The following is a 20,265-nucleotide window of genomic DNA, read 5'->3' as shown; positions in this document are numbered from 1 at the left end:
GTACATGGATAAAAAGATTCTGGTAGTGGATGACGAAAAGCCAATTGCTGATATATTACAATTCAATCTAAAAAAAGAAGGCTATGAAGTTTTTTGTGCTTATGATGGCAATGAAGCCCTCAAAATGGTAGAAGAACGGCAACCTGATTTGATTTTACTTGATATCATGCTGCCGCAGCGCGATGGGATGGAAGTTTGCAGGGAAGTAAGGAAGAAGTATGAAACGCCGATCATCATGTTAACGGCAAAAGATTCAGAGATAGATAAGGTCTTAGGATTGGAGCTTGGTGCAGACGACTATGTGACAAAGCCATTTAGTACCCGGGAAATAATTGCCCGCGTTAAGGCGAACCTAAGACGTCAGCAAGCTGTTCCGGTTCCCGATCAAGAAAATGAACCGAAGGAAATTACGATAGGAACGCTCACAATCCATCCGGATGCCTATGTGGTTTCCAAACGGGGCGATACGATTGAATTGACGCATCGCGAATTTGAGTTGCTTCATTACTTAGCGAAGCACATCGGTCAGGTCATGACAAGGGAGCATTTATTGCAAACCGTGTGGGGCTATGATTATTTCGGGGATGTGAGGACGGTCGATGTAACGGTCAGACGTCTTCGTGAGAAGATTGAAGACAATCCAAGCCATCCTGGCTGGATTGTAACTAGAAGAGGGGTCGGTTATTACCTGCGTAACCCTGAACAGGAGTAGTTTCTATGAAAAAGGTTGGTTTTTTTCGCTCAATCCATTTTAAATTTGTTCTGATTTATGTTTTGCTCATTTTCGTAGCAATGCAAATAATCGGGGTATATTTTGTTGGGGAATTGGAAGAAAATCTTGTTGGGAACTTTACGAAATCGATAAAAGGCCACGTTAACCTGCTTACCTACAGCATTGGTGAAGAAATGGAAAAAGAGAGGGGAGAGGAAGATCCAACCCTCGAAGAAGCGATTGATACGATATTGAGAGACCGGGATAATTCATCGAATGATATTTCGGAAGTACGTGTCATCGACACCCGCAGCAGACGCGTGATCGGAACTTCAGCCCCAGGTAACCAGGATATTGTAGGGAAGAAGACAACAGAGGTCCTTATTAAGAATACGCTCATTTATGGAAAAGAAGATAATGATATATTCCGGGATAAGAAAACAGGCAGACGGCTCTGGGTCCTTTCGACACCCGTTGAAGCAAATGGGGAGGTCATTGGCGCCGTCTATGTAATAGCTGAGATGGAAAATGTCTTTGAGCAGATGGATGAAATCAATAGCATCTTCATGACGGGTACGGCCATCGCCTTAGTCATTACGGCCATCTTGGGGATCCTGCTCGCACGAACGATCACTAGGCCAATGTCTGATATGAGAAAACAGGCACTGGTGATGGCGAAAGGGAATTTCTCCAGAAAAGTCAGGGTATATGGCGATGATGAAATTGGCCAGCTTGCCGTCACTTTCAATAATTTGACCAAAAAGCTTCAAGAGTCGCAATCAAGTACAGAAGGAGAGCGGCGTAAGCTATCATCTGTACTTGCCAATATGACGGATGGCGTAATTTCAACGGACAGGCGCGGTCGGGTGAACTTGATTAATGAACCGGCGGCACAATTATTGAATGTCTCGCGTGAAACCGTCATGAATCAACCGATCATTGAGGTTTTGGGTCTTGAAGAAGAGTATAAATTTGAGGATTTACTGGAAGAGCGAGAGTCCGTAATACTTGATTACAGCAAAAAAAACCGGCCTTTCATTTTGAGGGGGAACTTTTCGGTCATTCAAAAGGAAACGGGATTCGTTAATGGTTTGATTACTGTTTTGCATGATATAACAGAGCAGGAAAAAATCGAGAGTGAACGCAGGGAATTTGTTGCCAATGTATCACATGAATTGCGAACTCCTCTAACGACGATGAGAAGTTACCTGGAGGCATTGGCTGAAGGTGCATGGAAGGACGAGGAGATCGCTCCATCCTTTTTAAGTGTTACCCAAAATGAAACGGAGCGGATGATCAGGCTTGTTAATGATCTGTTACAGCTTTCGAAAATGGACAGTAAAGATTACAGGCTTAAAACAGGCTGGGTGAATTTCAATAAATTCTATGACCACATCATCGATCGTTTTGAAATGACGAAAAATGATGACATCACGTTTAAGCGTGATTTGCCGAAGGAAGCTTATTTTGTGGATATTGATGAAGATAAAATTACCCAGGTTCTCTATAATGTAATCTCCAACTCATTAAAGTACTCACCTGAAGGGGGTCAAGTGACTTTCCGCGTCAGGGCATCTGATGGCTTTATCATTGTGAGCATTACAGATCAAGGAGTGGGTATCCCGAAAAACGTCATTGATAAAATTTTCGACCGCTTCTACCGTGTGGATAAAGCAAGGGCCCGTAACTTAGGCGGGACAGGGCTTGGTTTAGCGATTGCAAAAGAGATGGTCGTGGCGCATGGCGGGAAAATATGGGCGGAAAGTGTGGATGGAAAAGGAACTACCGTGTTCTTTACACTTCCTTACGAACAGGAAGAAGAGGATGATTGGTCATGAATTTTGAACGTGCAAAAAGTATCATACTGATTATTTTGGTTGGGACAAGCATTTTTTTGACATGGAGCATTTGGACTTACGAGCCTGAATATGATCCATTTGAACAATCGTCGGAATTTATAAAGATTAAAAGCGATGTCCAGATTGTCAGTGATGTCATTAAACCAGTCAGTATCCTTTTCCATGGTAATGGGCAGCATTTCCAGACTTCCAATCCGGCAGAAATGAATGAAATGGAAAAAGAATTTACGCAATGGCGTTTCAGAGGCTTAAAAGAGGTATCCGTAAACAGGCTGCAAAGGAAATTTGATGATTTTGTCCATGAAGATGGGTCGATTGAAATCGAATTTTCCGATGATATACCCATCGCTCTTTATAAAACGGTATTGAATATTACGGATAAGGAAGTGCCTGAATTTTCATTTGACCGAATCATCATTAAACAAAAGGATATCAGCGGAAATGAATCTGCCGTTTATTTTGTTTCCTACGATAAAGAGAAGATTTATCAAGGCATGGTGAACTCTAAAAAACTTAGGAATTTCATGGATTCATTTTATAGGGATTCCTACGATAAGCACCCTGAATACACGGCCGAAACGATAAACAGCAAAAGGACGCTGTTCGTCCCGGAAAATCCAGTGGAGATCAACAGACTTGAGTATTATATTGACTATTTGGATATTGGAAACTTGAAAAATGCATTATTTAATTATCCGAAGTTCGTACGCCAGGAATCCGTTTCGGTCGGTGAGGAATACACGGATGGAACAAGACTAATGACGGTCAATAAAGAGAATTACTTAATTTCTTATATCAATCCGGCACAAAAGAGCAAGTTTATCGGCAGTTCCAGTGACCTTCTGCAAAAAAGCATCGATTTCATCAATGATCATGCTGGTTGGGAAGATAACAATTACCGCTTTGCCTACATGTCTGAGATTGAACAACGAGTGGTATTCCGCTTGTTCGTGAATGGTTATCCAACCTTCAATGATTACGGAATGACTGAAATCGAGCAAATTTGGGGGAAAGAAGAAATTTATAGCTATGACCGCCCGTACTTTTCACTTGACTCAGTCCTCCCGTCAGAAGGAGCCGCAGTGACCTTAGCAAGCGGAAAAGAAGTATTGAAACAGCTGAAATCGAAAGATAATATCGATTTCAAAAGCGTGGAGGACATCTCGATTGGTTATAGATTGAATAAATCCCTCGATTCCAAACTTGTGACTCTAGTTACACTAGAACCCACTTGGTATTATCGTGTAGGCGATAAATGGTTTATTGTGCCTTTTGAAGAAGGAGGCGATCAAAGTGGATTGGAATAATACAAAGTCGATATTCATCATGGTTTTCTTCATTTTGAATATTTTTCTTCTTTATCAATTCCTGGAAAAGATTAATGACTCCCAATTAGAAAGCTTTACGGAGCCTCTTACGGATGAACTTTTGAAAGAAGATGAGATTTCAATAGAAACCCCACTTCCGAAACAAAAGTTGAAGGATCAATTCCTGATAGCCCAAAGCAAGACCTTCGAGAAGAAAGATATACAGCACCTAAAGAATCAAAAAGCAAAAATCATCGATGATAAGAACCTTGTGGGTACATTTAAGATACCGGTTGGCATGAAAGCGGAAATTAATGCTGCAGACGTGGATATATTCCTGAAGGAGTATATATTAAATGGAAGTGAGTATCATTTTTGGAGCTATGATGAAATCAGCCAGACCATAATCTGCTATCAGGTGGCAGATAAAAAGATGTTTTATAATAATAGTAAGGGGAAGGTCACTTTATATCTGAACAAGAAGGGTGAAATCGTCTCCTATGAACAGATGTATTTAGAGGGGATCGAAAAATTCAACAAACCTAAAGAATTGGTATCTGCTTTAACTGCTATTGGAGAATTGTATGATAATGGTGATATCGCCCCCAAAAGCAAAGTCACGAATGTAAAATTAGGTTTTTACAATTCGCTGCAGACGACATCTGTGTCACATTTACTTGTGCCAACATGGTGGGTGGTCATTGATGACGAAACGGATCTCTTCGTGAACGCTTTTGATGGAGAGGTCATTGAATTGAATACAGAAGAAAAAATACTGGAGTGAGTATAGATGACAATGCATTTTAGTGTTCTCGCAAGCGGGAGTACAGGAAATGCCTTTTTCGTGGAAACGGAGGATCAATCATTCCTTGTCGATGCCGGCTTAAGCGGTAAAGCCCTGGAAGCGTTGTTTCAGGATATAGGCCGTGATATGTCAAAGCTATCCGGTATCCTTGTTACCCATGAACACAGCGACCATATTAAAGGTCTTGGCGTGGTTGCCAGAAAACATAAACTCCCGATATATGCGAATGCAAAAACATGGAATGCCATGGATCGATCAATCGGTGAAATTGCAACCGAACAAAAATTCACATTTGAAATGGAACAGGTCAAAACATTCGGCAGCCTTGATATAGAATCTTTTGGCGTTTCACATGATGCGGCAGAGCCGATGTTTTACGTCTTTCATCATGAAGATAAAAAACTTGTGGTCATTACCGATACAGGGTACGTAAGTGATCGGATGAAAGGAATCATTTCTAATGCCGATGCATATGTATTTGAAAGTAACCATGATGTGTCCATGCTGAGGATGGGAAAATATCCATGGAGCATCAAGCGCCGAATTTTAAGTGATGTCGGACATGTTTGTAATGAAGACGCCGCCCTAGCCATGAGTGAAGTGGCTGGTGATAAGACCAAGCGGATTTACTTGGCCCACTTAAGCCTAGATAACAATATGAAGGATCTAGCAAGAATGTCGGTGGAACAAACGTTAAAGACAAAGGGGATCATTGTCGGGGAACAGTTTTCCTTATATGATACTGACCCGAAAAGACCAACGGAACTTGTTACATTATAAAATATAAGGAATGGATGAGGGATACCTTGTTCATTCCTTTTTATTTTTAATAATTTCGAATCGTAAGTTACGAATCGGATTAAAAGGGGTATCGTTTGGTTAGAACTGTATAGGTAAAAGGTGAATGGCTGTATATTAGTCAATTTTAAGTTTCCCTTAAATAAAAGCATGCATTTTTTTAGAAAAATTTCGGTAATTGAGTATAATTGAGGGAGGATACCAAACAATAGAATTGCTATAATTCATTCCTAAAATGAGAGGATGGGGCGGTCTTGGGTTATTATGATCAGAATGATGAGAACCAAAATAAACGGAAAAAGAGCCATACGAGCTATTTTCTAGCAGGCTTGGGGGGCGCCATTATCGGGGCCTTACTTATTTTATTAGCCTTTCCGGGAAGTGGACTGTTAAATAACGATGATAACGAAATTACAACGGAAAAATCAACGGGAAGTGAGTCCACGGAGCAGGCTCAGCAAAACCTTACTGTTGATGTAACAAGTGCCGTCACCAATGCCGTTGATAAAGCCAGCGACGCAGTGGTCGGCATCACTAACATTCAGGAAACGAACTTCTGGGGTCAAGGGAACAACGCCGAGGACAGTTCGGCAGAAGCCGGCACAGGTTCGGGAGTCGTCTACAAAAAAGATGGCGGCAAGGCCTATATCGTCACGAATAATCACGTCATTGAAGGCGCTAATGAACTGGAAGTGACATTAAGTGATGGCACTAAATTGCCAGCTGAATTACAAGGCAGTGACCCATGGACAGATTTAGCCGTCATTGTCGTGAATGGTGATAAAATCAAAACCATTGCAGAATTCGGAAAATCCGGCAAATTGAAACCTGGTGAGCCCGTAATTGCCATTGGTAACCCATTAGGCCTTCAATTCTCTGGATCGATCACACAAGGGATCATCTCCGGTTTGGAGCGCACGATAGAGGTGGATATCAATGAGGACGGCCAAGTGGATTGGAATGCGGAGGTCATTCAGACTGATGCAGCGATTAATCCTGGTAACAGCGGGGGGGCACTCGTTAATATGTCAGGGCAGGTCATCGGAATAAATTCGATGAAGATTGCAGAAAATGCAGTGGAAGGAATCGGTCTTTCCATCCCAATCGATTCAGTTATCCCGATTATTAATGATATAGAGGAATTTGGTGAAGTGAAACGTGCTTTCTTGGGTGTGAACTTGGCATCTGTAGAAGAAATTTCCCAATACCATCAACAAAATACATTAAAGCTGCCAAGGAAAGTTACATTTGGCGTTGCGATAACAGGCGTTCAAAGCAACTCACCAGCATCCAAAGCAGGATTGAAGGAATTTGACGTCGTAGTTGGAATGGATAATGAAAAAATCCATGATGTCGTGGAATTAAGAAAATACCTTTACAATGAAAAACAAATCGGTGATAAAGTTAAAATCACTTATTACCGTGACGGAAAGAAAGAGACTACGGAAGTCACGCTTTCAAGCAGCGAAATTTAAAGCATAAAAGGACAGGGGGCAGAAAATGCCTGCTGTCCTTTCTATTTCCTTGCGCTTTTCTTATTTTTTGTTACGATTACCTGTGGATATATCCTGAAATTAAGAATCTCAAGTAACTTGTGGATAATTGGGAATGGAAGTACTGGGAATAATGAAGAGGAAAGGAGACATGAAAGATGAAATTATATTGCTGTCAGGAACACGTGGACATGGCGCTGGATGAAGTGGTATACGAATGTGAAACCTATCCTGTTTTAACGCTGGTTTCCGAAGAAAACCAGTTATCAACAACCTGTGAATATTGTCGAAACGTGGCAATATATCTAGTAGGGAACTAATATTCCCATACAAGATGTGGATAGATTTTGTGGATATGTGGATAACTTTTGTGGATAACATGTTTGTAACCTGTTCTTAACATTTTCCGAAGAATAAACTGGAGGGTTGAATTGTTTAAATCAAGCTTTTGGTTGTACGAATAATCTACCATAAATCCAAACTAAGTCCAGCCCAATTTCTTCAATATACATTAAAAAATAATGAAAGTTACCGTTGCCGCTTTCAGGGGCAGCGGTTTTTATTTTTTAAAAAATTGGAAAGGATATGCTTGTTTTGCTTATAGGTCACTGTAAGGTATGATAATAGGTAGGCAAATCCAACAATTGATAGTAAAAACATTAATGAAAGCTAGAGGATATATATGAAAATAACGATTATTACTGTTGGCAAGCTAAAGGAAAAATACTTAAAGCAAGGAATTGCTGAATATACAAAAAGGTTAAGCGCCTATGCTAATATAGAACTTGTCGAAGTACCGGATGAAAAAGCTCCGGAGAACCTGAGTGCAGCGGACATGGACATTGTAAAGCAAAAAGAGGGTGAACGAATCCTGGCGAAAGTCAGCCCGGACACCTACGTAATAACGCTTGAGATCAGTGGAAAACAGCTTACTTCAGAGCAGCTGGCCACTCATATGGATCAGCTTGCCACCTATGGAAAGAGCAAAATTGCTTTTATCATTGGCGGGTCGCTTGGGCTTGGCACCGAGGTGTTATCAAGAAGTGATTATGCCCTTTCCTTCTCGAAAATGACCTTTCCTCATCAATTAATGAAACTGGTTCTAGTGGAGCAGATATATCGGGCTTTTCGGATAAATAGAAATGAACCGTATCATAAATAAGAACTGATTCCGGGGGAATTCCCCGTAAGGTTAAAGAGTTAACATTTTAAATTTTAATGTAATGAAAAGAGGGTAACGAATGAATAAAGAGTCCATTTATGGTTTAACATTCGAACAATTGACAGCATGGCTTTTGGACCATGGCCATAAAAAATTCAGAGCTTCCCAAGTCTGGGAGTGGCTTTATAGAACACGTGTGACGAATTTCTCTGAGATGACAGATGTTAATAAAGACTGCATAAAATTACTTGAAGAGCATTTTGTCATCCAGACTTTGACTGAGCACGTTAAGCAAGAATCAGCAGATGGTACGATCAAGTTTCTGTTTAAATTACAGGATGGAAACCTTATCGAAACGGTTATGATGAGACATAAATACGGAATTTCAGTTTGTGTCACCACCCAAGTGGGCTGCAATATTGGCTGCAGTTTCTGTGCCAGTGGATTATTGGCCAAAAGCCGTGATTTATCCAGCGGGGAAATAGTGGAACAAATCATGAACGTTCAACTGCATCTGGATAAATTGGAACAAGGGGATGTTGTAAGCCATGTAGTTGTAATGGGTATTGGCGAACCGTTCGATAACTTTGAAAATATGATAGACTTTTTGAAGGTGCTCATGGACCATAAGGGTCTTGCCATCGCGGCTAGGCGCATTACTGTTTCGACGAGCGGTCTTGCCAATAAGATTTATGAATTCACCGATACCCAATTACAGGTGAATCTGGCCATCTCATTGCATGCGCCGAACAATGAACTCAGGACACGAATCATGAAAATAAATCGAGGTATTCCGATAGAAAAGTTGATGAAATCTCTTGATTATTATTTAGAGAAAACGAATAGGAGAATTACGATTGAATATATCCTATTGAAAGATGTCAATGACCACCAAGAAGAAGCCGAGCAACTCGCCAATCTACTTGAGGACAAAAAACATCGCCTCTATGTCAATCTGATCCCATATAATCCTGTAGATGAGCATAGTCAATACCAAAGAAGTGAAAAAGAGTCCGTTCTCTCGTTTTATGATACGCTGAAAAAGAGAGGCGTAAATTGTAAAATTCGCCAAGAACATGGAACGGATATTGATGCGGCTTGCGGTCAGCTTAGAAGCAAACAAATCAAGAAGGCTGAAGCTAAGTAAATCCATTAAGATAAAACAAAAAGAGGTCGCATATTTTGCGGCCTCTTTTGGCGTGATTTCATTATTTGGCTATTTCCTTTACCGAGGCGACTTCATACGTTGTAAGCTCGCTGCCTAGAATTGGAGATTCTTTTTTTGCATCACCGGAACCAGGTTCAGGCCGTTTATGTGCAGCTTTGAATGCATCGCTATTTCTCCAAGCAGTAAAGTTATCAAGGTTTTCCCAATACATATTAACGCTCAGTTCATCGTAATCCGACAAATTCTGCGTTAATAATACTTCAACTTTTACGAAGCCTTCCATAGTATCAAGTGGACCTGGTGCAGTAAATCCTGGGGCCATGACTGCGCCCATCCCTTTTTTGACTCTGATTCTATTCGTTACGATTATCATAAATCAGCTCTCCTCTTGGACTTCGGTTAGAATCTACACCCTATTTTCCGCAATTTCATACATATTTTAGCATATTGAAAGAAGCAGGGTCCATTTTGATTAACTCGGATCATGAGATCCTGATGACCCTTGTTTTAATGAAGACGGACGCTACATTATATTGAAATAAGGTAATTGGATTTGGATATTACAAGGTTTATCGATGCATATCGCGTATAATAGAACTCTGTATAAGGAAATTACGATTATGGAAACAATAAGGCAACATACTAAACAACAAAAGAGGCTGTTATATGAATGAATTGAGTTTTACTGATTATACATTAAGCGATGAAATTGTAAGGGCATTAGAAAGCTTGGGATATCAACATCCAACCGAGGTGCAGCGTGAAGTGATTCCAGTGGCGCTGAAAAGGCGTGATCTTGTCGTTAAATCACAAACGGGAAGCGGCAAGACCGCTTCATTCGGCATACCGATCTGCGAAATGGTCGATTGGGAGGAGAATAAGCCTCAGGCACTTATTTTAACACCGACACGTGAGCTTGCCGTGCAGGTTAAAGAGGATATCACGAATATTGGCAGATTTAAGAGGATAAAGGCTACTGCGGTTTATGGAAAACATCCATTCGCACTCCAAAAAGCGGAATTGAAACAAAAAAGCCATGTAGTCGTTGGAACCCCGGGACGTGTTCTGGATCATATCGAAAAAGGGACATTCGCCTTGGAACGCTTAACTCATTTAGTTATTGATGAAGCGGATGAAATGCTGAATATGGGCTTCATTGAACAAGTGGAAGCCATTATTAAAGAGCTTCCGAAAGATAGAGTAACCATGCTGTTCTCTGCTACGTTACCTGAGAGTATAAAAAAGCTATGCAAGCAATATATGAAAGATCCTTTGGATATTGAAATCAAAGCAAAGGGATTAACGACGGAGAAAATTGAACATGCTCTTATTGAAGTGAAGGAAGATGATAAGTTTTCCCTGCTTAGGGACGTCACCATCACGGAAAACCCCGATAGCTGCATCATTTTCTGCCGGACAAAAGACAGGGTGGACCAAGTATGTGAACAACTGCTGGAGCTGGAATATCCGTGTGATATGATTCACGGCGGCATGCTTCAGGAAGATCGCCTTGCAGTGATGAATGAATTCAGAAGAGGTGAATTCCGCTATTTGGTTGCGACAGATGTTGCTGCACGTGGAATTGACATCGACAATATAACCCATGTGATTAACTATGACCTGCCATTGGAAAAGGAAAGTTACGTACATCGGACTGGAAGAACGGGCCGTGCCGGCAAAAAAGGAAAGGCCATTACTTTTGTGACGCCGTACGAAGATAAATTCCTTGCTGAAATCCAAGGATATATCGGTTTTGAAATCCCTAAGATGGCTGTTCCTTCAAAAGAGGAAGTCTCCAATAAAAAAATGGAATTCGAAGCGAAATTGGAAGCTCGTCCAAAGATCAAAAAAGATAAAAGCGAACAATTGAATAAACAAATCATGAAGCTGTATTTTAATGGCGGCAAGAAAAAGAAACTCAGGGCTGTGGATTTTGTCGGAACCATCGCTAAGATTGATGGAGTGAATGCAGAGGACATCGGGATCATTACGATTCAGGACAATGTTTCTTATGTGGAAATATTGAATGAAAAGGGACCGCTTGTCTTGAAAGTGATGAAAAATACGAAAGTAAAAGGCAAACTTTTGAAGGTTTCAGAGGCCTTTAAGAACTAAAGGGTGTTGAATGTAAGAAGCGGGAAGACCAAAGTCGGTCTTCCCGCTTCTTTTTATTCAAAACTGGGGACAGGAAGAATTCGACCTATCTAAGACATAATTCGACCTACCCCGGGAAGAATTCGACCTACCTCCAGAATAATCCGACCCACGCCAAAATGATCCGTCCAGGAATAATAACCTTTGTTTAATGAGGTAGTTAAGATTCTTTTTCTGAATTCTGTTTATCCATCAAAACAGAGTGGTATATGAGGAAGGATAATGCAGTTATTATGAATCAATAAATACATACAACACGATTTAATCTGAATTCATAGACATGGAGGGATTGAGTGGGATGACGAAAGCAAATGAAAGCGGAAGAATCGATGAGCAAAGTAAGCAGCGGCAGTTGGATCAATATCGAGTGGACGATAATGGGGAAAAGATGACGACTAACCAAGGTTTGCGTGTTTCTGAGGATGAGCATTCTTTGAAAGCGGGAACCCGTGGTCCAACTTTGATGGAGGATTTTCATTTTCGTGAAAAAATGACTAATTTTGACCATGAGCGTATTCCTGAGCGGATTGTCCATGCGCGGGGATCTGGTGCACATGGATATTTCCAGGTATATGAACCGATGACCGAATATACAAAAGCCAAGTTTCTTCAAGACCCTTCAGTCAAGACACCAGTATTCGTTCGTTACTCCACTGTGGCAGGTTCCCGAGGTTCGGCAGACTCGGTCCGTGATGTAAGGGGATTCTCTACAAAGTTTTATACGGAGGAAGGAAACTATGATTTGGTCGGAAATAATATTCCGGTATTTTTTATCCAGGATGCCATTAAGTTCCCGGATTTAATTCATGCGGTTAAACCGGAGCCTCATAATGAAATACCTCAGGCCGCGTCTGCCCATGATACTTTTTGGGATTTCGTAGCCAACAATGAAGAAACGGCACATATGGTCATGTGGCATCTATCTGATAGGGCCATACCGAGAAGTTTCCGGATGATGGAAGGGTTTGGTGTCCACACATTCCGTTTTGTAAATGAGCAGGGCGTGGCCCATTTCGTAAAATTCCATTGGAAGCCTGTACTGGGAGTTAAATCCCTTGTCTGGGATGAGGCACAGAAAATTGCAGGGAAGAATCCTGATTTTCACCGCCAAGATTTGTGGGAAGCGATAGATACCGGAAATTATCCTGAATTTGAATTTGGCGTCCAAATGATTAAGGAAGAAGATGAATTCAAATTTGACTTTGATATCCTTGATCCTACTAAACTATGGCCGGAAGAACAAATCCCGGTTAAAATAATCGGAAAAATGGTTTTGAACCAAAATACGGATAACTTTTTTGCAGAGACGGAACAGATAGCTTTCCATCCGGGGCATGTTGTACCTGGTATTGACTTTTCAAATGATCCGCTGCTTCAGGGACGTTTATTCTCATACACCGATACCCAGCTATCCCGATTGGGAGGACCGAACTTCCATGAGCTTCCGATTAATAGGTCGGTTGCCCCCGTTCATAATAATCAGCGCGATGGCATGCACAGAATGTCAATAAATCCAGGGCCGGTCAGCTACCACAAAAATTCCCTTGCAGGCAACTCTCCTGAACCTGCTTCGGAAGAGGAAGGCGGCTATGCACATTACCAGGAAAAAGTCGATGGCAGAAAGGTCCGGCAGCGCAGTGAAAGCTTCAAGGATCATTACAGCCAGGCTAAACTATTTTGGAATAGCATGACGGAAGTGGAGAAGGAGCATATTATACAGGCTTTCCACTTTGAAGTGGGAAAAGTGAAAAATAAGGACGTTCAGCAGCAAATTGTCGAGATGTTCAGCAATGTAGATGTCGAACTGGCCAAAACGATCGCTATTGGAGTGGGCGTGAAGCCTCCATCCAACAAAAGTGAGGTCAAAATGGACTTGGCTTCTCCAGCTTTAAGCCAGGAGCAAATGAAAGTGAACACGGCCGCAACAAGAAAAGTGGCAATCCTGGCCGCAGATGGTTTCAACGGGCCGGAGGTTGATCAAGTCTTGGAATCATTTAAATCTGCAGGTATAACGGCTGAAATCATCAGCATTAATCGTGGATTGATTACAAGTTCTGAAGGACAGCAGGTCGAGGTGAATCAGACATTCCTGACAGCCGATTCGGTACTTTTCGATGCTGTATATGTGGCAGGAGGCCAGGAGAGTGTCGATGCCTTAAAGGCGTCCAAGGAACCCATTTACTTTGTTGATGAAGCCTACAATCATTTCAAAGCGATTGGAGCGGGAAAAGAAGGAGCCGAGATCTTATCGAAGGCAGGCATCGTTTCCAATGATCCAGCCGGAGGCATTGTAGCTATTACGGATAAAAATAGTGGTTATGCCTTTATCGAGGCAATTGCCAAGCACCGTCACTGGACACGCGCTTAATATTGAATCAAAACCCCCAGACTTGGAGTCTGGGGGTTTTTCAATAAACAGGTATCATGCTACTTTGCCTTTTCTTCAAAAAGCGATGCAATGCCAACGATAACCTTAGTGGCCAGTATCATATTATCGACGGAAATAAATTCATATTTGCCATGAAAGTTCTCCCCGCCCGTAAAGATGTTGGGTGTTGGCAGTCCCATATAAGATAATTGAGAACCGTCCGTACCACCGCGTATTGGTGAGATTTTCGGTTTTATATCGAGTTTCTCCATTGCTTTATGGGCAATATCCACGATTTCCTTAACGGGCTCAATTTTTTCCTTCATGTTGAAGTATTGGTCGTGTAATTCAAGCTGGATCCGGTTTTGCCCATATTTTTCTTTTAAATCCTCGCTTACTTTTGTTATATATTCCTTGCGGTCATTAAATTTTTGGCGGTCGAAATCCCTGATGATGTAAGAAAGCTTGGTCTCTTCCACATCACCGTGAAATGAAAGCAGATGATAAAATCCTTCGTAACCCTCCGTATATTCCGGTGCTTCCGCCACTGGGAGCCTATTATGGAATTCCATTGCGATTTTGGCTGAATTGACCATTTTTCCTTTAGCCGTACCAGGGTGAATATTCGTCCCTTTGATCAGGATTTTGGCCGATGCTGCATTGAAGCTTTCATATTCAAGTTCTCCAAGTGGGCCGCCGTCCACGGTGTAGGCAAATTGGGCACCAAAAGCATCTACATCAAACTTATGGGGTCCCCTTCCGATTTCCTCATCGGGAGTAAAAGCAACACGGATTTTTCCATGCTTGATTTCCGGATGCTGAATCAAGTAATCCATGGCAGTCATGATTTCGGCAATTCCAGCCTTATTATCTGCTCCCAACAGGGTTGTCCCATCCGTCGTAATCAAGGTATGCCCTTTATAGTTCTTAAGCGAAGGAAAATCATCAGGTGAAAGAATGACATCCAATTTTTCATGTAAAGTAAGATCTTTGCCATCATAGTTGTCAACGATTTGCGGTTTTACATCTTTTCCAGTGAAATCCGTTGCTGTATCGACATGGGCCAAGAAACCGATTGTCGGGACATCCTTATTTGAATTGGCTGGCAAGGTTGCCATGACATAGCCGTTCCCATCAATTGTCACATCCTTCATCCCAATGGATTGAAGTTCCTTGACCAGTGCATTTGCCAAGGTCAGCTGTCCGGGTGTAGAAGGGCATGAGGGATTTTCCTCATTCGATTGGGTATCCACTTTCACATAAGAAGTGAATCTTTCAATGATTTCATTTTTCACTTTTCCTTCAACTCCTTTTTCCCTTATCTTACCATGATTGACCGTAATGGAAAAATTATCTTTTTCCAAATCTTCTTGGGTGGTGTAATCAGCAAAGAACAGCATATCTGCAAAAGACATGCCGTTCCTTGCTATCTCTTTTTAGAGTGGATTATTCAAGGCCCATACGGATACGCTTTTTCCATGAACGGGGAATGTCGCGAACCCATCTTCTTCAATGGTGATGTGGTCATCTCTATGATAGGTTAAATCACTCCAGATTTCACCAGCCCGATGTTCACCGACGAACATCCTTTTTTCACTGTTGTGATCTCCATTAGAGATAATGACCGCACACCCCGAGCCTTCTAGCTCTTCAACTCCGTGCCGGACCCAGCCTATTGTATTTGGATCATCAAAGTAATCGGTTTGTTCTCCGTAAGCTTTTTCATACCTAGCGAATAATAGGCGATCCAGGATATCCTTTTTCCCAGGCACCGGAGAAGGTCCGCCGATTCCATAATAGTCTCCGTAAAAGACACACGGATAACCGCAAAGTCTAAGCAAGGTAAGTGCATATGCCGATGGCTTGAACCAGTCCTTTACCCAAGACTCCAGTGATTCATGAGGCTGGGAGTCATGGTTATCGACAAAAGTGACAGCCTCTGCTGGATTGGTTTGGACGAGGGTATCATCAAAGATGGTTGAGAGGTCGAAGTCTGTTCCTGCGTTTGAGGCCTCATGAAATTTATAATGCAGGGAAACATCGAACAAGTTGAGGTCATGATTGGTTTGCTCTAAGTAAGTTTGACAGGCTTTAACGTCCGCCTTCCAAAATTCGCCGACCATGAAAAAATGTTCCTTTGTATAAGGAATGAGTTCTTGGAGAAATTCGTTGATGAATTCATAATCGATATGTTTAACGGCGTCCAAACGAAAACCATCACACTTTAACGTATCAACCATCCATTTTCCCCAGCTAATCATTTCCTTACGAACTTCCGGCAGGCTGTAATCGATGTTGGCAAACATTAAATAATCGTAGTTTCCGAATTCATCGATGACATGCTTATTCCAGTGCTTATTTTCGCCTGTGATGCGAAATACACCCATTTTGTCGTTTTCGGCATCATAGTCTGTACCATTGAAATGAGTATGGTTCCACTTAAAGTCAGAGTATTTATTTTTACGTCCCGGAAAATCGAATTTGGTCCAGCCTTCCATTTCGAATGGTTCTGAAATATCTTCCATACGGTTGTCTGGATTGACTTCAATCACCTCAAATTTTTCGGTTCCGTCAGCTCCTGCCTTATGGTTCATGACTAAATCGATATAAACGCAAAGTCCGTAGTTATGACAGGTGGCTATTGCTTGCAGCAATTCATCTTTGGTTCCGTATTTGGTACGAACGGTTCCTTTTTGGTCAAATTCCCCCAAATCATAACCGTCATATATTCCATATCCATTATCCCCAACGGATTGCCCTTTGGTGACTGGCGGAAGCCAAACGCAGTCAATTCCTATATCCTTCAACTTTGAGGCTGAATATTTCAATCTTTCCCAATGAGAACCATCTGCCTCAAGATGCCACTCAAAAAATTGCATCATCGTATGATTTCTTTTCATCCGTTCCCCCCCTGACACCGACCTGTTTTTAACAAAAGTGAAACTAATGCGATCGGATAAAGTAATAATGGAAATCTTTACCCACTAAAATCAAATGATAAACAAGTGAACAATCCTCAGGATAGAGGTTCATTTACCTCTCTATTTTACTATTTTATACCAAATAAGGGTATTTTATATTGATTAGTAGCTAAAAATAATTCAAATGTGGAGGAATAACCCGGAGAATGCCTATACGCCATTCAAAAAAGGTATCCCGAATTTTAGGGATACCTCAGTTTTTCGTAAGTCTATTATCCTTTTTTACCTCTTCGTTTAAAGAAGTGGGCGAAAGCCATTGCACCTAATAGTAAGATTAGAAGCACGGAAGATAGAATGATCGTATCTTTTGATGAGGCGCTGTTACCTGCCCCCTTTTGGGCCATGTTCCCGGTTAAACCAGGAGGTGCACCATTCCCGCCCCGGTCCATGTCCGGTGGCTGCATCGCAGCCCCATTCTCGCCGCCCATGTTTGGCGGTTGCTGGCCTGCATTTGCGTCATCGCCGATATTAGGAGCTCCGCCGCCCATACTGCTTTCTGTCTCGGCTTTCACGACCAGATCTCCTGAAAGCTGTGCCAATATTGATTCAGCACGTTTGACAGCGAAGTCAACCAGGGTTTCCTCGCCTGACGTTGCTTCTGTATACTCGTCCATAGTATAAAACTTGGTCGGGTCCTTTTTCACATATGATGTGATCAATTTAGTAATTTCAGTGGTCATTGCTGTCATATTTTCTTCAGAGAAAAAATCTGTGGCAATGTCATTTAGATAATCATAATATTTTTCACGGTACTTGTCGTTGGAAAGCAGGGCATTCAATAAAGGGCGCTCTTCAAGGGTTGTACCTGAAACAGGCTCGGTAATGCTGAAGTTGATATTACTTTCATTCATGAAATTTGAGCTCATATCCATCATTCCGCCACCGTTCATATTCGGTGCCCCTCCAAGGGATTCCTTGTCATCCTGCTTAGCGGCATCGGCGTTACCCTCAGCAGCCGTTCCATTTTTTTGGTCAGCGGTTTCTTGATCAGAGTCGCCCGCCAGTCGCCCGCCGCCTCCGGAATAACCGCCAAATGACATATTATAGTCCCAGGGCAATATCGAAAAGACCCCGTTCTCTTCATACAGGTAGTAATTGTGCTTTTTATCTCCTTGATAGTGATCGAGGTTGACAAGGGCAGTATTGGCTGCGAAATAGCGCAGCATCTCATCGACATCCAGGACTTCCTCCAGATTCCCGCCATTATTGATGGCATCGAGCATTTTGATCATGGAGGATTGGTCCGAATTATCGTTTGTTTTCAAGTTTAATCCTGTGTAGTCATCAATGTCTTCGCTGATCCACTTTAAATCGCTTCCCGTACCATCCGGATAATAGAGATCGCCTGTGCCATCAGTGAAGTTGGTATTTAGAAAGGTTTCTTCTATAGCTTCCACCCCTAGATAAAGGCCCCATTCCTTTCCGTTGATGGTCACGTACATATAGGAATGTCCTGGAGTCGCTATGTCCATCTTATCCATTAATTCATAGGAAAGGTATTCTCTCATATAGGTTGGATCACTGTAATTATTGTTTAGGGCCAACTTCTTCAGGCCGTGAAAATCTTGATCTTCCTGATAATAATCAAAGTCTATCTTCCAGCTGTAACGATCGGAATCTCCCATTTGAACAACGGAATTCAAGGAAAGGTTTCCCTTGGTGCGAAATCCCACGTTTTTAACCGTCTCCCCATCTATCGTTACATCGGCATTAACGATTTCCTTTTCAGTGGGGTTATCCAGGATGGAATCCAAATCCTCATCAGCCAATGTTATATCCACGGTTGTCACCTTACTTTGATCAAATACAGATTCTGTATAAGTATTTCCTTTAGTGGCTTTTTCAACTTGAAGATTGGGAAGGAAGAACATCACTGCTATAAAAATCATTATCAATAATCCAATGGTCGCTACAACATATCTTGTTTTTAACATGCCTTGGCTCCTTCCTCCTGTAGTCTTATATAGAGGGGTGGGCATGGATATTTATGTCCGCCATCTATCTTAAGCTGTGAAGTTGCCATCATAACTTAACATGATGGCAGAGTGAACGCTGTTCATGTCCTTGACTTGATTAATGAATTCGGCATTATTATCTTTTAATCGAATTTCATATGTCACTTCGAGGTTATTATCCGCCATGACGGATTTCGATTTGACGGAATGCTTTTTCACCTTGTTGGCTATCATTTCTTCCAACGTTTTTTCAATTGAAGCATCTGAATATTTAACGATTAATAAAAATGGATTTTCAACAGTGATCCGATTGGCAAATATGAGCATGACGATACCTATTAAGATGGCACCGATAATAACCAGCGGAATTAGTCCTGCCCCGCATAAAATCCCGGAGGCCGCTGCCCAGAATAGGAAGACCAAATCCATGGGATCTTTGATAGGCGTTCTGAATCGTACGATTGAGAGTGCACCGACCATACCAAGGGAGATAACGATATTCGTTGAGATGCCCATGATGATCAAAGCCGTGGCCATTGTCATGATGATGAGGGATATATTGAAATTGTGTGAGTACATCACACCTGAAAAGGTCTTCTTATAAATGACGTAAATGAACAACCCGATGGCAAATGCCAACAGTAATCCAATTAGGGAGTCAATGATTGAAAAGCTCTCGGTCTTGTCCAAAAAGCTTGATTTGAAAATATCATTAAAGGTGGTGCTAGTTGTCGTCGTATCCATTTACTATTCCTCCAAATATTATGTTTGCTCAATCAGCCGTATCTTCTGCTTAGTTGGTATTTTGAAAAAGCCGTTTTTCTAGTATCGATGATGGATAACAATTGTTTGATGATATCCGGAAGAAATTCGTCAAACTTTATTTCCAGGATGACACAATTCGGGTCTAAAGCATCAACCACGATTAATTCGGGATTCAGGAAGTCCGTATCCCGATAGCTCGTTTTCACATTACTGTCAAAGGTGACCCGCACATTTCCGTACTCATAGATGAATACCTCCCTTTCATAGTCAACGACGGTTGTCGGCTTGATTTGGAAAAGGGTCATTTGAACGTATAAGTCCCTGAGTATATCCCTTGAATCTTCGGACATCCAATCTATATCCCCAGAACGGATCCGTTCGTATTCCTCGGCAGAAAGCCTGCACTTCTGTTTATAGGTAAGGTTATTCCGCTTACTCTTTTTTTCTAGATTGATGAAATCGGTATTGTGATCATAAAGTCTAGCCCTGAACTTATCCCTGTGATAGAATCCTTCTGTTTTTTGCCGCAGGATTTTATTGTCAGAGTTATCGAAATAGACACTTCGAATTAAATATTTCCCATCCAGCCCATGCGGATCAAGCCTCATGAAGTTTTGCAGATTTTTTCTTAATAAATGACAATCCGCCTTGGTGATTGCATGTTTGAGCTCCCGCCTTCCCTTTAAACCATTCATTGTTGTTCCTCCCTTTCCTTGATTTTTGACTGCATTCAGCTTA

General features: G+C 41.7%; 17 protein-coding genes. 11 read left to right on the top strand and 6 right to left on the bottom strand.

Features of this window, described 5'->3' with window-relative positions; translation table 11 throughout:
• Positions 1-4 precede the first annotated feature (4 nt).
• From yycF to rlmN, 9 genes are all read left to right on the top strand, one after another.
• Entirely contained in the window at positions 5-712 is a 708-nt protein-coding gene (yycF, locus tag ACYP5M_RS15680; RefSeq protein WP_034316131.1) for a response regulator YycF, read from the top strand.
• A gap of 5 nt (positions 713-717) precedes the next feature.
• Positions 718-2,550: a cell wall metabolism sensor histidine kinase WalK gene (gene walK / locus ACYP5M_RS15675; RefSeq protein WP_434168226.1), complete on the top strand. Its 1,833-nt coding sequence runs from the start codon at positions 718-720 to the stop codon at positions 2,548-2,550.
• The gene (locus ACYP5M_RS15670) at positions 2,547-3,878 is read left to right on the top strand and encodes a YycH family regulatory protein (RefSeq protein ID WP_377394638.1); all 1,332 of its coding nucleotides are present in this window, start codon (positions 2,547-2,549) and stop codon (positions 3,876-3,878) included. Before walK ends, ACYP5M_RS15670 begins: the two co-directional genes overlap by 4 nt.
• A complete protein-coding gene (locus ACYP5M_RS15665) occupies positions 3,865-4,662 on the top strand; it encodes a two-component system regulatory protein YycI (protein WP_101223965.1) in 798 nt (265 codons plus the stop codon). Before ACYP5M_RS15670 ends, ACYP5M_RS15665 begins: the two co-directional genes overlap by 14 nt.
• A gap of 6 nt (positions 4,663-4,668) precedes the next feature.
• On the top strand, positions 4,669-5,463 hold the full coding sequence (locus ACYP5M_RS15660) for an MBL fold metallo-hydrolase (protein WP_076368488.1): 795 nt from the start codon (positions 4,669-4,671) through the stop codon (positions 5,461-5,463).
• A gap of 272 nt (positions 5,464-5,735) precedes the next feature.
• Positions 5,736-6,956 carry a S1C family serine protease gene (locus tag ACYP5M_RS15655; protein WP_434168225.1) on the top strand — a complete coding sequence of 407 codons (1,221 nt, stop codon included), beginning with the start codon at positions 5,736-5,738 and terminating at the stop codon, positions 6,954-6,956.
• A gap of 176 nt (positions 6,957-7,132) precedes the next feature.
• A complete protein-coding gene (locus ACYP5M_RS15650) occupies positions 7,133-7,294 on the top strand; it encodes a CxxH/CxxC protein (protein ID WP_101223962.1) in 162 nt (53 codons plus the stop codon).
• 362 nt (positions 7,295-7,656) lie between these two features.
• Positions 7,657-8,136: a 23S rRNA (pseudouridine(1915)-N(3))-methyltransferase RlmH gene (gene rlmH, locus ACYP5M_RS15645; RefSeq protein WP_101223961.1), complete on the top strand. Its 480-nt coding sequence runs from the start codon at positions 7,657-7,659 to the stop codon at positions 8,134-8,136.
• A 79-nt stretch (positions 8,137-8,215) separates the two neighbouring features.
• Positions 8,216-9,283, top strand: a complete 1,068-nt coding sequence (rlmN, locus tag ACYP5M_RS15640; protein ID WP_101223960.1) for a dual-specificity RNA methyltransferase RlmN — start codon at positions 8,216-8,218, stop codon at positions 9,281-9,283.
• 61 nt (positions 9,284-9,344) lie between these two features.
• Here the strand turns inward: rlmN and ACYP5M_RS15635 are convergent, their stop codons facing one another.
• Positions 9,345-9,677: a heme oxygenase gene (locus tag ACYP5M_RS15635; protein ID WP_230176032.1), complete on the bottom strand. Its 333-nt coding sequence runs from the start codon at positions 9,675-9,677 to the stop codon at positions 9,345-9,347.
• A 293-nt stretch (positions 9,678-9,970) separates the two neighbouring features.
• On the opposite strand from ACYP5M_RS15635, the gene ACYP5M_RS15630 reads away from it, so the two are divergent.
• Positions 9,971-11,419 carry a DEAD/DEAH box helicase gene (locus ACYP5M_RS15630; RefSeq protein WP_452445202.1) on the top strand — a complete coding sequence of 483 codons (1,449 nt, stop codon included), beginning with the start codon at positions 9,971-9,973 and terminating at the stop codon, positions 11,417-11,419.
• A 337-nt stretch (positions 11,420-11,756) separates the two neighbouring features.
• Positions 11,757-13,826: a catalase gene (locus tag ACYP5M_RS15625; RefSeq protein ID WP_459735236.1), complete on the top strand. Its 2,070-nt coding sequence runs from the start codon at positions 11,757-11,759 to the stop codon at positions 13,824-13,826.
• Between the two features lie 59 nt (positions 13,827-13,885).
• Here ACYP5M_RS15625 and pepT read toward each other — a convergent pair whose 3' ends face one another.
• The 5 genes from pepT to ACYP5M_RS15600 all read right to left on the bottom strand — a co-directional run bounded on the left by pepT (position 13,886) and on the right by ACYP5M_RS15600 (position 20,222).
• Positions 13,886-15,121: a peptidase T gene (pepT, locus tag ACYP5M_RS15620; protein ID WP_459735241.1), complete on the bottom strand. Its 1,236-nt coding sequence runs from the start codon at positions 15,119-15,121 to the stop codon at positions 13,886-13,888.
• A gap of 141 nt (positions 15,122-15,262) precedes the next feature.
• Positions 15,263-16,726 carry an alpha-amylase gene (locus ACYP5M_RS15615; protein WP_101223956.1) on the bottom strand — a complete coding sequence of 488 codons (1,464 nt, stop codon included), beginning with the start codon at positions 16,724-16,726 and terminating at the stop codon, positions 15,263-15,265.
• Between the two features lie 293 nt (positions 16,727-17,019).
• Positions 17,020-18,741 carry a CotH kinase family protein gene (locus tag ACYP5M_RS15610; protein ID WP_459735235.1) on the bottom strand — a complete coding sequence of 574 codons (1,722 nt, stop codon included), beginning with the start codon at positions 18,739-18,741 and terminating at the stop codon, positions 17,020-17,022.
• A gap of 69 nt (positions 18,742-18,810) precedes the next feature.
• Entirely contained in the window at positions 18,811-19,506 is a 696-nt protein-coding gene (locus tag ACYP5M_RS15605; RefSeq protein ID WP_459735234.1) for a DUF4956 domain-containing protein, read from the bottom strand.
• A 32-nt stretch (positions 19,507-19,538) separates the two neighbouring features.
• On the bottom strand, positions 19,539-20,222 hold the full coding sequence (locus tag ACYP5M_RS15600; protein ID WP_459735233.1) for a polyphosphate polymerase domain-containing protein: 684 nt from the start codon (positions 20,220-20,222) through the stop codon (positions 19,539-19,541).
• Positions 20,223-20,265: the final 43 nt, after the last annotated feature.

This window comes from Peribacillus sp. N1 (genome assembly GCF_054600815.1).
Note: the sequence above shows the minus strand (reverse complement) of the source record. Positions and strands in the feature narration are given on the sequence as shown.